This window comes from Nocardia sp. NBC_01009, from assembly GCF_045208035.1.
Classification (GTDB): Bacteria; Actinomycetota; Actinomycetes; order Mycobacteriales; family Mycobacteriaceae; genus Nocardia.
Window position 1 is genome coordinate 7,858,665 of sequence record NZ_CP108695.1, and the last position, 12,032, is coordinate 7,870,696.

Below are 12,032 nucleotides of genomic sequence, written 5' to 3' on the forward strand. Positions count from 1 at the left end.
CCGAGCGCTCTTCGCTGTCCGATCAAGGCTAGTGCAGGGCCACCTCGCGCAGGCACACGACCACCTGCGCTCTCAGCGAACAGGGCCGCGCCGGTTACCTGGGCTCGATGAGCTGGATTTCCAGTTCGATCTTCACGGTGTCGCTGAGCATGCCGGGCAGCGGTCCGCCGACGCCGAAATCGGTGCGCTTGATCGTGCCGGTCGCCGAGAATCCGGCGTGCCGATCGCCGGTGGCCCCGAACTCCTGCACCCCGCCCCACTCGACCTCGAGCGTGATCGGCTTGGTGACGGCGCCGAGCGTCGCCACACCCTCCACCACGAACGACTCCGTGATCAGGACCGGTTCGGTGGCACGGAAGGATAGCGTCGGCCGGTTGGCCACATCCAGGAAATCCGCGTTGCGGACGTGGGCGTCCCGATCGGCGTTACCGGTGTCGAAGGAGTCCAGATCGATGACCGCGCCGATGGTGGCCGCGCCGGATTCGTCGACGACGAACTCGGTCTCGAAACGCGAGAACCGACCACGGACCTTGGCAATGCCGAGATGCCTGATGCTGAACTCGACCGAGGAATGCAGCGGATCGAGCGCCCAAGAACCAGTGCTGAGCGAAGTGGCGGCTGCGGTATTGGATTCAGAAATTGTCATGCTTCGACGATTGTCGCGCCGCCTTCGGGTAGCCAGACCGCCGTTATCCTGGACCTGACAGGGCGCGGATAACCATCCCAGGACGAGGCACGATGGAAACATGGCACGAAACGGGTTCGCGGAATTCCTGATCGCGCGCCGCGGCGAATTGCGGCCGTCGGATGTGGGGATGCCCGAGGGTGGGCGCCGCCGCACCCCCGGGCTACGCCGCGAGGAGGTCGCGGTCCGCGCCGGGGTCAGCGCCGACTACTTGGCCCGGCTGGAACAGGGCAGAGACACCAACCCCTCGGTGGCGGTGATCGATGCGCTGGCCAAGGCGCTGCTGCTGGAAGGCAAGGACCACAATCACTTCGGCTGGCTCGCCCTGACCTCCAGCAACGAGGAACGGTGCCCCAAGACGCCGTCCGCGGAGGAAACCCTCAGCCCCGGCATTCAGACGATCCTGCGGGCGCTGCATCCCACGCCGGCCTTCGTCGTCGGCCGGCGGCTGAACGTGCTCGGCTGGAATCCGGCATGGGAGGACCTCGCGACCCCGCTCGGCCTGCTCGACGATCCGGGGCAGGTGAATCTGGCCTGGTACACCTTCATGCACCCGCTGGCACGAAAGGTCGTGCGGAACTGGTCGGAGGCGGCGGATGTTTTCTCGGCCGAGCTGTGCCGGGCCAAACTGCGCTGGCCCGGCGACGAACAGCTACTCGAGCTGATCGAGGCATTGCATCACCATCCCGATTTCGCGGGGCGCTGGCAGCCGCATCGCCTGCAGGAGCGCCTCGTCGCCGAGTTGGATCTCGACCATCCCGAGCACGGCGCCATGAAGGTCGCCTTCGAAACGCTGGACGCGGGCAACGACCAGAGCATCATGGTCTGGCTCAGTGCACACGCCCAGGTCCGCGTCCCGGAATTGCGCCTGGTGTCCAAGCGCGCCGTCAACGAGTAACCGGGTCAGATACCCAGCACGGCCATGCGTTCGGCGTGGCTGGCCTGCATGCGCTCGAACAGCGCCGCGATGCCGTTGAGATCGCCGGTCGCGGTCAGCACCAGCTCGGTGAGTTCGTCGCGCTGGGCCATCACGTATTGCGCCTGGGTGATGGCCTCGCCGAGCAGCCGCCTGCCCCAGAGGGTGAGCCGGTCGCGTTCGGAGCGGCTGGTCGCGACCGCGCGCCGCACCTCCTCCACCACGAATTCGGAGTGGCTCGTCTCGGCGAGCACGTCCCGGACCACGGCGGCGACCTCGGGAGTAAGAGCGCCGGCAATCTCGGTGTAGAAGTCGGCGGCGATGCCATCGCCGACATAGAACTTCACCATCGACTCGAGCCAGGTCGAGGGGTCGGTGGAGTCGTGGTAGGCATCCAGTGCGCGCACATAGGGCGCCATCGCGTCGAAGATGTCGAGGCCGCGCTCGGCCAGTGCCAACTCCAGGGTCTCGAAGTGCCGCATCTCCGCGGCCGCCATCTTCGCGACCGCGACCTTGCCGCGCAGTGTCGGCGACAGCTTGGCCTCTTCGGCCAGTCGATAGAAGGCGGAAATCTCACCGTAGGCGAGCACCGCGAACAGCTCGGTGACTCCCGAGTGGTCAGCGGCGATGGACGAAACATCTAGCGCGGCAGATGACTGGGCTCCCATGCCACACAGCCTAGTACCCGACTCACGCAGCTTCCCGCAGGAACTTGTCGAGATAGGTCCAGGTGGTGTCGCGAGCGGTCAGGCCTGCGAGGATGCCGAGGTGGCTGCCCGGGGCCGTTTCGTAGCGCACGGACGGGGCACCGGTGAGGGTCCGAGTGCCCGCCTCGACCGCGGCGGCCGGGGTGATGACATCGGTCGGCCCGCCGACGAGCAGCACCGGCGCCGTCACCTGTGCCAGTTCGATCCGTCGCCGGCCCAGGTGCACGACACCGCGGCCGATGTCGTTGTTGAGGATCAGCCTGCCCCAGAGCTGGCCGTAGAAGCGGCCGGGATACCCCGGCATCTCGGCCATGAAGCGGTCGATAGTCTCCATCCTCGCCAACGTTTCGGTGCGCGCGATATTGCTCGCCACGAACCACGGGCGAGTGAGTTCCCTGTCCCATGCGGTGACCTTGTAGGCGAACCGCGTCAGCGTGGCCGGGATGCCGCCGGCCGCGCGCACGGCCGTCGAGGTCGCGATTCCGCCGGTGAGCTTGGCGACCGCACGCAGTTGCGGAATGCCGGTCATCTTGTCGTAGTCCAGCGGCGAGCCGACCGCCGTGATGGACCGGATCGGCAGCTGCCGGTGTGCGGCGGCGGCGAGCAGCGCCAACGTCCCGCCGATGGACCAGCCGACGAGATCGACCGGCCGACCGTTCTGATCGGCGGAGGTGCGCAGGATCGCCTCCGGCAGGATGTCGTCGATCCAGTCCTCGAAGCCCATCCGCCGATCGGCAAAGGTGATCTCGCCGTAGTCGACGACATACGGCGTGCGGCCGGTGTCGAGCAGGAACCGGGCCAGGCTCTGATCGGGCTGCAGGTCGAAGCAGCTGGCGGGCGCGGCGAGCGGCGGCACCAGCAGAACCGCCGACCCCGGTGCGGCGCCGGCGGGTTCGGGGCCTTCGAAGCGGCGCAGCTGTCGGTGCGGTTCATCGGAAAGCACCGTCGACGGGGTGGGGTCCGGCGCCTCGACGCCGGGGCCGAAGGTCAGCGCCCAGGCATTGCGGGCGGCAATGGAGACGGTGTCTACGAGGCTCACAGACAAGAATCTCTCACACCGCGGTACCGACGGTAACAGGCAAGTCGGGTTTGCGGCTATACGTGCCCCATTCCGATGGGGTTGATCGGCGGCACCAAGGATGCCTGTACCTGCATCACCAGTGGTGCCAGGACAAACATCAGCTCAGCGCTCGCATCCTGCGACAAGGTCGAGAGCGCGCCGTTCCATGCGGCATCGTCGGTGCTCGCCTCGACCCGCTGCAACAACTCCGCACCGCCGACCGTCAGTGACGGACTCGTCGGCTCGCCCTTGATCAGGCCGCGTGCGCGCAATTCGTCGGCATTGTCGGACCACTCCTGCTCCGACCAGCCGCGCGCGGACCGCATGACCGAGACCGGCACCTTGCCTGCGGCCACCTGGATCACCAACGCCTGCGCACCGGTCAGTCCGTGCGCGACCAGCGCGGCCACATGCCCGTCACCACGGTGCTCGCGCAACGACGTGGTGAGCTGCCACAGCGCGGCGACCGGATCCTCCGACAACGGCAATTCGGCATTCGCCGCGAACAGCGCCCGCCCGGTCCGATCCGCCGCACGCAGCACCGGTGTCAGCAACTCGACGCCGCGCGCGCATTCGGCATTCCCCGCACCCGCGCCGCGCAACAGCCCGGTCGACACGGCGAGCCTGGCCTCGAGGCTTTGCTGCGGGGTGGACCTGGTCCAGGCATCCGGCAGCGCTTTGCCGACCATGTCGGGGTGGAACCCGGCGAAGGTCGCGACCACGGTGCCCGCCGTCACAGCGCCGAGCGGGGCAGCCCGAAATGCGAAGTATGTCTGCCAATATCCGCGCAGGCCGATCGCGACTCCGGCGTCCTTGATCGGCGCTCCGAAATACACGACGTCGTGCAGCGGTTCGAGGCTGGTCCAGATTCGTCGCGCAAGATGAATTACCATGTGGCGCAGCGTACGTCGGTGAGCCGCACGAGGAAACCGGACTTTTGTGTCGAATTTATCGCGGCGGCAATTCGAGCCGTGCACAATATCACGCTACAATCACTGCGGACAACGAAAAGTTTCGCCCGACCGAGTCGCCGGATCGCATGGTCACACGGGCACCGGGTGCGAGGTTTTCGACGTCCAGGAAAATGTGCGCGCACCAGATCCGCATCACCACAGCGCCGCGCCGATGTCTCCAGGTAGCTGCCGTACGGCACCCGCTGACATCAGGCTGTAGCCGGAGTGAGCATCACAGGCGGATACGTGGTTGTCGCGGGCCGACCGGTCCGCCCCACGCCTCGTGCGCGCGTGACGCGCTAACGAGGAAAGGCACGAACCTGAGCAAGATCACTGTCGAACAGGAACCGGGCTTGGCAGACACGCTGCTGACCGCCGAACTGGACGAAACCCACACTGCACCGACTTTTGCCGAATTAGGCGTGCGCGAGGAAATCGTGCGCGCACTCGGCGAGATCGGAATCGAACGCACTTTCGCGATCCAGGAACTCACCCTTCCGTTGGCGCTCGCCGGTGAAGATCTCATCGGTCAGGCACGCACCGGCATGGGTAAGACGTTCGGATTCGGTGTGCCGCTGCTGCACCGCATTGCCACCGCCGACACCGGAACCACACCGCTGGACGGCACCCCACGGGCACTGATCATCGTGCCGACCCGCGAGCTGTGCATCCAGGTCACCCAGGATCTCGAGAACGCGAGCAAGTACCTGAAGAACCATCAGGGCCCGCTACGCGTGCTGTCGATCTACGGCGGCCGTCCCTACGAGTCCCAGATCGCCGCGCTGCGCTCCGGTGTCGACGTCGTGGTCGGCACCCCGGGCCGCCTGATGGACCTGGCCGATCAGGGCCACCTGATCCTCGGCAAGGTCGGCGTGCTGGTGCTCGATGAGGCCGACGAAATGCTCGACCTCGGCTTCCTGCCGGATATCGAGCGCATTCTCGGCATGGTGCCCACCCAGCGCCAGACGATGCTGTTCTCGGCGACCATGCCGGGCCCGATCATCACCCTGGCCCGCACCTTCCTGAGCAGGCCGACGCACATCCGGGCCGAGGAGCCGCACGATTCCGCCGTGCACGACCGCACCGCGCAGTTCGTCTACCGCGCGCATGCGCTCGACAAGAGCGAGTTGATCGCCCGCATTCTGCAGGCCGAGACCCGCGGCGCGACGATGATCTTCACCCGCACCAAGCGCACCGCGCAGAAGGTGGCCGACGACCTGGCCGAGCGCGGGTTCTCCGTCGGCGCGGTGCACGGTGACCTCGGACAGATCGCCAGGGAGAAGGCGCTCACCAAGTTCCGCAAGGGCGCCATCGATGTGCTGGTCGCGACCGATGTCGCCGCCCGCGGCATCGACATCGACGACGTCACGCACGTCATCAACTACCAGTGCCCGGAGGACGAGAAGACCTACGTGCACCGGATCGGCCGCACCGGCCGTGCCGGGCGCACCGGCGTCGCGATCACCCTGATCGACTGGGACGAACTCAATCGCTGGGCGGGCATCGATAAGGCGCTCGGTCTCGGTATCCCGGAGCCGGTGGAAACGTACTCGCGCTCACCGCACCTCTACTCGGAGCTCGGCATCCCGGAGGGCGTGACGGGCACCGTCCGCAAGCCGAAGGTGGAGCGCGACGAGGACGCCGTAGTCGTCGAGCGGCCCGCGCGTGCCCCACGCAAGCGCAACCGCAGGCGGACAAGGGCCGGGGAGCCGATCGACCCGGCCGATGTCACCGGCACCGAGGACGGCGCGGTCGCAACGTCCTCCGAGACCGTGGCACCCGTCGACAACGTCGAGGCCGAGGACGAGAACTCCGAGAAGCCTGCCCGTCGACGTCGCCGTAGGCGCAAACCCGCAGGGGATGCCGACGCGGCCACGGACACCGGCAGTGCAGACATCGGTGGTGCCGACAACGGCACCGCAGTGGCCGACAGCTCCGACAACGGGACTGCCGAGGTGCGCGCGAGCGCGGACAACGGCGACGACGCCGCCGAGGCGGCCGACCAGCCCGCGCGACGTCGACGTCGTCGGCGCAAGCCCGCGGGCGAGAACGGCAACGAGAACGGCAACGGCATCACCGCAGAAGTAGGCGCCGCAGCCACGGCATCCGTCTAGTCCGGCGGATCCGCTACTCTCGCAATCGTGCTCGAACCTGAGCGGCGGACGCGCGCCGACATCATCTCCGCAGTCGCGATCGCCGTGCTCGTGGCGATCGCGGCGGCGTTGGTGTGGGCGCGCGGCGACGCCAACGGCACCGAGTCGCTGACCGCGGAACATCCCGTGCCGACGCCGCCCGCCGCGGAACAGTTGCCGACCGCCCTGCACGAGCTGTGGCACGCGCCCGACGGGGCAACCGCACGCGCCCTCGTCGCCGGTGGCGCGGTGATCACCGGCGATGACGGCACCGTCGTCGGCCGCGATCCGCAGTCCGGTGCGCAATTGTGGCTGTATCGCCGCGACATGCCGCTGTGCGGGGTGGAGTCGCAATTCGGCACGGTGGTCGCGGTGTACCGGGATCAGCGAGGCTGCAGCCAAGCCACCCTGCTCGCGGGCGAGGACGGTTCGCGGCGCACCGCCCGCAGCAGCTACATGGACGAGACGCTGCAGTTGTCCGTCGACGGCACCTACGTGCTCGCCAAGGGACCGCAGCGGCTGGAGATGTGGCGCTCGGATCTGGTGCGCACCCTCGAATACGGCTACGTCGACGCGCCGGTGAATGTGAAAACTCAACCACGCAAGGGCTGCTCCCTACTGTCGGCCGGGTCGAGCGCCTCTCGGGTCGCGGTACTGGAGCGCTGCCCGGAAGACCCCGCCGACCGGCTGACCGTGCTCAACCCGGCACCGAAAGACAACACCGTCCCCGAGGAACACGGCTCCCACGTGCTGATCGGGCCGGGGACCGATTCCGCCGACGCCCGGGTGATCGCGGTGTCGGACAACCGAATTGTGCTGTACCTACCCGGCGGGCCCGCGGCCCCGGGCGTGGAAGCCGCGACACCACGGCTCGCCGTCTACGACGGCACCGGGAATCCGCTTATGGTGCACCAACTTTCCGCGCCGCTGACCGACAAGGCGACGACAACTCGCATCAGCTCCGCCTTCTTCGTTTTCACCGGCAACAGCGTGATCGCGTTGAGTGCCAGCACTTTCGACCCACTGTGGACCACCCCGAACGCCCTCGGCGGACCCGCATTCATGGCAGGCAAGCTGCTCGTTCCGGTGACCGGAGCGCTCGCCGCTCTCGACCCGACCTCCGGCGCCGAGACAGCCCGTATCCCGGTGCATCGCCAGGGCTCCGAAAACTCCCCCATCTCGCTCGCCGTAATCGGCACCACGGTGCTGGAAAAGCGCGGCACGCAGCTGTACGCCCTCGGCCAGTGACGACCGATTTCGCAAGCACATCGGTAACTCACCGGGTACCGGCCGACTCACCTGCCACCTCACCGCCGGCCGCCGACGCCACCGTCGCAGTAGCTAGTCTGGCCTGAAGACGCGGAGAGGCGGGAAAGCAACCATGTCTGCACTCGATGATGCCCGGCTCGTGCTGCTCCGGCACGGCGAAACCACCTGGTCGACCCAGCGCCGCCATACCGGGCGAACCGATCTGCCGCTCACCGAGCGCGGCGAAGAGCAGGCCCGCCGAGCCGGTCAGCTGCTGACCGAGCTGAAGCTGCGCGATCCGCTGGTGCTCACCAGCCCACGACAACGCGCCGTGCACACGGCCGCGCTGGCGGGGCTCACCGACACCGCTGTCGACAACGACCTGGCGGAATGGGATTACGGCGAGTACGAGGGCCGCACCACCGCGGAAATCCGCGAAACCGTCCCGGGCTGGACCATCTGGACCGGTCCGGCGCCTGGCGGCGAGACCGCCGACCAGGTGCGCGCCAGGGCCGACCGGGTGCTGACCTCCGTCGAACCCACGCTGGCCGACCGCGATATCGTGCTGGTGGGGCACGGACACTTCTCCCGAGCACTGATCGCCCGCTGGACCGAGCTGGACCTCAGGGAGGGCCGCCGCTTCACCATGTCGACCGGGGCGATCACCGTCCTCGGTTACGAACACGACGTGCGAACCATCCTGGCGCACAACCTCGTTCCCGCACCGAACGGAGCAATCCTGTGACTCGATCCGGCAACGGCGTCATCCGCCGCGCGACGCCCGCCGACGTGCCCGGTCTCGTCGAACTGGTCTACGACCTAGCCGAGTACGAAAAGGCAAGGGATGAGTGCACATTGACCGCCGAGCAGCTGCACACCGCGCTCTTCGGCCCGACGCCGGCACTGTTCGCGCACGTGGTCGAGGAGGACACCGGACTGGTCGGCTGCGCCATCTGGTTCCTGAACTTCTCCACCTGGAAGGGTGCACACGGCATCTACCTGGAGGACCTGTACGTCAAACCGGAGACCCGTGGCAAGGGGTACGGCAAGGCGCTGCTGACCACGCTCGCCGAGGAAGCCGTCGCCAACGGCTACGGCAGGGTCGATTGGGCGGTACTGACCTGGAACACACCGTCCATCGATTTCTACAAGTCACTCGGCGCCGTCGGGCAGGACGAGTGGGTCGGCTACCGGCTCGAGGGCGAGGCCCTGGACGCACTCGGGCGCGGCGGCAAGTAGTCGCACGGCGGGGCGAGAGCAAGGACCGACATGCGGGTGACCGCCCCGGCCGAGTGGCCGACCACGGCAGACGAGGCAGTGGCGATGCAGGACGAGCTTCGCCCGTCGGTTGTCACGAAAAACCTTGGTACAGCAAAGTTCCGGACTGTCGCCGGGCTGGACTCGGCCTATCACGACAACGGCACGTTCGCCGCCGCTGTCGTCGTATTGGACAGCGCCACACTGGAACCCGTCGACACCGCGGTGACACACGGCACCGTCACCTTTCCCTACGTGCCGGGCCTGCTCGCGTTCCGCGAGTTGCCGACCACCATCGCGGCACTCGAAAAGCTCGGCACCACACCGGATCTGCTGGTCTGCGACGGCCAGGGCCTGGCCCATCCACGACAGTTCGGATTGGCCTGTCACGTCGGTGTGCTCACCGGACTGCCGACCATCGGAGTGGCCAAGTCGGCATGGGGCGACTACACCGCGCCGGGGCCCGAACGCGGCGCGACCTCCGACATCACCATCGACGGGCAGATCGTCGGCCGCGTGCTGCGCACCAGAAGCGGGGTCAAGCCCGTCTTCGTATCGGTCGGCCATCTCATCGACCTCGACACGGCCTGCACCCAGGTGCTCGCGCTCACCCCGCGCTACCGGCAACCCGAGACGACTCGGCAGGCCGATCGGCTCTGCCGGCAGGCGTTGCGCGCCGCCACCGGAGCCTGAGCAACACCACTGCTATCCGGACCGCGGCCCGTCGGTATCAATGCCGTACTCCTGGGCCATCCACCGCGACGAGGGCGGCGCGAACAGCAGCACCAGCGCGGCGATCACCACAACGCCGAGCAGGACTCCGAAGACCGGCTGGTGCGAGTCGGTGAGCAATGTCCAGGTGACCGGCAGCAACAACAGCTGAGCGATCACTGCGATCGCCCGGCCCCAGCGGTGGCCGAGCAGTAGCCCGATGCCCGCGGCGAGCACGGCGCCGCCGAGGATGCCGAACCACGCCGCGGTGCCGTACCCGCTCGTCGCGCTCTGGTCATGCCCGAGCAAACCGCGCACCACCAGCACGATCGCTGCGATCACGGCGACGCCGCCCTCCAGTGTCACCAGTCCACCCGCACCGCGCACCGTGGTCGGCACACCGGAAAACTCGCCCTTGTCGGTCTCAGCCACGCGCCAAGCCTAAACGGCCGCCGCCCGCGCCCGTCCGAGCGCAAGGCTGTCGCCGGACCGCCTCCGTCAGCGCCCGATTAGGCTTCGAAGCGTGCGGACGTTGCTGATCGTGAATCCCAATGCCACCTCGACTACACCGGCGACACGGGATCTGCTGGCACACGCCCTGGAGAGCCGGACCCAGCTGACCGTTGCACACACCCAGCATCGCGGGCACGCGGCGGAATTGGCGCAGTGGGCATCGACCAATGAGATGGATCTGATCGTGGTGCACGGCGGCGATGGGACGGTCAACGAAACCATCAACGGTTTCCTGCCATTGCCCCAGCTCAACGACGGTCAGGCCTGGCTGCCTCGGCTCGGCGTGATCCCCGGCGGCTCGGCGAATGTCTTCGCACGGGCGCTCGGCATTTCGCCGGATCCGGTGACCGCGACCAACCAATTGATCGATCTGCTCACGCTCGACCGTGACCGCAAGATCGGTCTCGGCATCGCCGACGACCGCTGGTTCACCTTCAGCGCCGGAGTCGGACTCGACGCCGATGTGTGCGAGGCGATCGACGCCAGCCGCGCCAACGGCCGAGCGGCGACGCCCGGCCACTACGTCCGAACCACCGTGCGCCAATTCTTCCGCGCAAAGGGCAAGGAGCCGAGCGTCCGGATCGAGATCCCGGGACACGCACCGGTGGACGGTGTCCATTACGCATTCGTAACGAACGCCAGTCCATGGACCTACCTGAACTCCACGCCGGTGCACACCAACCCCGGCACCACCTTCGAGACGGGCCTCGGCGTGTTCGCCGTGCGGTCGATGGCGGTGGTCCCGACCCTCATGCTCGCGCGCCAGTTGCTGGCAACCAATGGAAACCCCAAGTCCCGCAACCTGTTTCGCGAGGACGACGTTCCATCGGTGCGGATCGTCGCCGCGGAGCCCATCGGCCTGCAAATCGATGGCGACTTTATCGGAAAACGCAACATGGTGGATTTCACAGCTGTGCCCGACGTGCTCGCCGTCGTCGCTCCCCAGCCTTCCTGAGCACGAAACGCGCGAAAAACATCGCGTTTGCGCTGCGAAAACTGGGTAGAGCGAGTACAAAGGACCCGGCGGTTCCCCTAGGGGAACCTTGAGAGCGTGAGCTTCCCCACGGTGCACCAGATACCTATTGACATCTACGGTGTTCGTGAAAGCATTCACAAGCAACCGTGCGGAAACATTCGAGTCGCACAAGTGAACGATCCACAAACCGTAGGCGCCTTTTTACGGCGCCCAGCAAAGGAGCAGAGGAATGGACTGGCGCCACAAGGCCATCTGTCGCGATGAGGACCCCGAGCTGTTCTTCCCGGTGGGTAACAGTGGTCCTGCGCTCGCGCAGATTGCCGATGCCAAGCTGGTCTGCGCTCGCTGCCCCGTTACCGCCGACTGCCTGTCCTGGGCCCTGAAGTCCGGGCAGGATGCCGGCGTGTGGGGTGGAATGAGCGAGGACGAGCGCCGCGCGCTCAAGCGTCGCAACGCGCGCACCCGCACCCGCACTGTCGTCTGATTCTCGAGGCGACCGGCGTTACCGGGCCATTCAGCCCGGACCGGTAGCGCATTGAGCCCGGCACCTCCCGAGGTGCCGGGCTGTATTGTTTTTGCAGCGCCTTCGGCGCTGCGTGTTCGCGGCTGTGTTTGATTGCAGCGCCTGCGGCGCTGCGTGTTCGCGGCCCCCTTGGTCTCGCTTCCGAGCCGTCGAGACTCGCGACTTCGTCGCATGCGCTTCGACGGCTCGGAAGCGAGACGGGCCGCGAACTCTAGTGCTCGGTCTCGCTGCGCTCGGAAGACATCATCGTGCCGAGCGGGGGCGGCAGTAGTTGAGCTTGCGACTTTGGAGGATGCGCTTCAACTGTTGCGTGGAGGTGGGGCGGGCCGCGAACTCTAGTGCTGGGTCTCG

13 protein-coding genes are annotated in these 12,032 nt (G+C 67.3%); 8 read left to right on the top strand and 5 right to left on the bottom strand.

What is annotated here, in order from left to right; translation table 11 throughout:
- Window positions 1-94: 94 nt before the first annotated feature.
- Window positions 95-646: a YceI family protein gene (locus OHA42_RS35515; protein WP_406232487.1), complete on the bottom strand. Its 552-nt coding sequence runs from the start codon at window positions 644-646 to the stop codon at window positions 95-97.
- Between the two features lie 100 nt (window positions 647-746).
- Here OHA42_RS35515 and OHA42_RS35520 point away from each other — a divergent pair, with 100 nt between their 5' ends.
- Window positions 747-1,583: a helix-turn-helix domain-containing protein gene (locus tag OHA42_RS35520; protein WP_406232489.1), complete on the top strand. Its 837-nt coding sequence runs from the start codon at window positions 747-749 to the stop codon at window positions 1,581-1,583.
- Between the two features lie 5 nt (window positions 1,584-1,588).
- On the opposite strand, the gene OHA42_RS35525 is transcribed toward OHA42_RS35520, so the two are convergent.
- From OHA42_RS35525 to OHA42_RS35535, 3 genes are read right to left on the bottom strand one after another with little or no spacing between them, the layout of a single operon-like run.
- Window positions 1,589-2,269: a ferritin-like fold-containing protein gene (locus OHA42_RS35525; protein ID WP_406232491.1), complete on the bottom strand. Its 681-nt coding sequence runs from the start codon at window positions 2,267-2,269 to the stop codon at window positions 1,589-1,591.
- Between the two features lie 22 nt (window positions 2,270-2,291).
- Window positions 2,292-3,347, bottom strand: a complete 1,056-nt coding sequence (locus OHA42_RS35530) for an alpha/beta fold hydrolase (protein ID WP_406232493.1) — start codon at window positions 3,345-3,347, stop codon at window positions 2,292-2,294.
- A 56-nt stretch (window positions 3,348-3,403) separates the two neighbouring features.
- Window positions 3,404-4,261: an SCO6745 family protein gene (locus OHA42_RS35535; protein WP_406232495.1), complete on the bottom strand. Its 858-nt coding sequence runs from the start codon at window positions 4,259-4,261 to the stop codon at window positions 3,404-3,406.
- 413 nt (window positions 4,262-4,674) lie between these two features.
- On the opposite strand from OHA42_RS35535, the gene OHA42_RS35540 reads away from it, so the two are divergent.
- The 5 genes from OHA42_RS35540 (at window position 4,675) to OHA42_RS35560 (ending at window position 9,651) form a co-directional block, all read left to right on the top strand.
- Window positions 4,675-6,435 carry a DEAD/DEAH box helicase gene (locus OHA42_RS35540; protein ID WP_406232497.1) on the top strand — a complete coding sequence of 587 codons (1,761 nt, stop codon included), beginning with the start codon at window positions 4,675-4,677 and terminating at the stop codon, window positions 6,433-6,435.
- A 27-nt stretch (window positions 6,436-6,462) separates the two neighbouring features.
- Window positions 6,463-7,701: a hypothetical protein gene (locus OHA42_RS35545; RefSeq protein WP_406232499.1), complete on the top strand. Its 1,239-nt coding sequence runs from the start codon at window positions 6,463-6,465 to the stop codon at window positions 7,699-7,701.
- A gap of 133 nt (window positions 7,702-7,834) precedes the next feature.
- Window positions 7,835-8,446 carry an acid phosphatase gene (locus OHA42_RS35550; RefSeq protein WP_406232501.1) on the top strand — a complete coding sequence of 204 codons (612 nt, stop codon included), beginning with the start codon at window positions 7,835-7,837 and terminating at the stop codon, window positions 8,444-8,446.
- On the top strand, window positions 8,443-8,940 hold the full coding sequence (locus OHA42_RS35555) for a GNAT family N-acetyltransferase (protein ID WP_406232503.1): 498 nt from the start codon (window positions 8,443-8,445) through the stop codon (window positions 8,938-8,940). The genes OHA42_RS35550 and OHA42_RS35555 overlap by 4 nt, the downstream gene beginning before the upstream one ends.
- A gap of 30 nt (window positions 8,941-8,970) precedes the next feature.
- Entirely contained in the window at window positions 8,971-9,651 is a 681-nt protein-coding gene (locus tag OHA42_RS35560) for an endonuclease V (protein WP_406232505.1), read from the top strand.
- 12 nt (window positions 9,652-9,663) lie between these two features.
- Here the strand turns inward: OHA42_RS35560 and OHA42_RS35565 are convergent, their stop codons facing one another.
- Entirely contained in the window at window positions 9,664-10,101 is a 438-nt protein-coding gene (locus OHA42_RS35565; protein ID WP_406232507.1) for a hypothetical protein, read from the bottom strand.
- Window positions 10,102-10,192: 91 nt separating this feature from the next.
- On the opposite strand from OHA42_RS35565, the gene OHA42_RS35570 reads away from it, so the two are divergent.
- Together OHA42_RS35570 and OHA42_RS35575 are read left to right on the top strand one after the other, a co-directional pair.
- Window positions 10,193-11,137 (top strand): diacylglycerol/lipid kinase family protein, encoded by a 945-nt coding sequence (locus tag OHA42_RS35570; RefSeq protein ID WP_406232508.1) that lies wholly within the window; start codon window positions 10,193-10,195, stop codon window positions 11,135-11,137.
- Window positions 11,138-11,387: 250 nt separating this feature from the next.
- Window positions 11,388-11,642 carry a WhiB family transcriptional regulator gene (locus OHA42_RS35575; protein ID WP_011211115.1) on the top strand — a complete coding sequence of 85 codons (255 nt, stop codon included), beginning with the start codon at window positions 11,388-11,390 and terminating at the stop codon, window positions 11,640-11,642.
- Window positions 11,643-12,032 lie beyond the last annotated feature (390 nt).

What these genes read in the sequence shown, in the direction of transcription:
- OHA42_RS35515 (WP_406232487.1), bottom strand. Translation starts at nt 646, where the DNA reads ATGACAATTTCTGAATCCAATACCGCAGCCGCCACTTCGCTCAGCACT.
- OHA42_RS35535 (WP_406232495.1), bottom strand. Translation starts at nt 4,261, where the DNA reads ATGGTAATTCATCTTGCGCGACGAATCTGGACCAGCCTCGAACCGCTG.
- OHA42_RS35550 (WP_406232501.1), top strand. Translation starts at nt 7,835, where the DNA reads ATGTCTGCACTCGATGATGCCCGGCTCGTGCTGCTCCGGCACGGCGAA.
- OHA42_RS35575 (WP_011211115.1), top strand. Translation starts at nt 11,388, where the DNA reads ATGGACTGGCGCCACAAGGCCATCTGTCGCGATGAGGACCCCGAGCTG.
- OHA42_RS35520 (WP_406232489.1), top strand. Translation starts at nt 747, where the DNA reads ATGGCACGAAACGGGTTCGCGGAATTCCTGATCGCGCGCCGCGGCGAA.
- OHA42_RS35525 (WP_406232491.1), bottom strand. Translation starts at nt 2,269, where the DNA reads ATGGGAGCCCAGTCATCTGCCGCGCTAGATGTTTCGTCCATCGCCGCT.
- OHA42_RS35560 (WP_406232505.1), top strand. Translation starts at nt 8,971, where the DNA reads ATGCGGGTGACCGCCCCGGCCGAGTGGCCGACCACGGCAGACGAGGCA.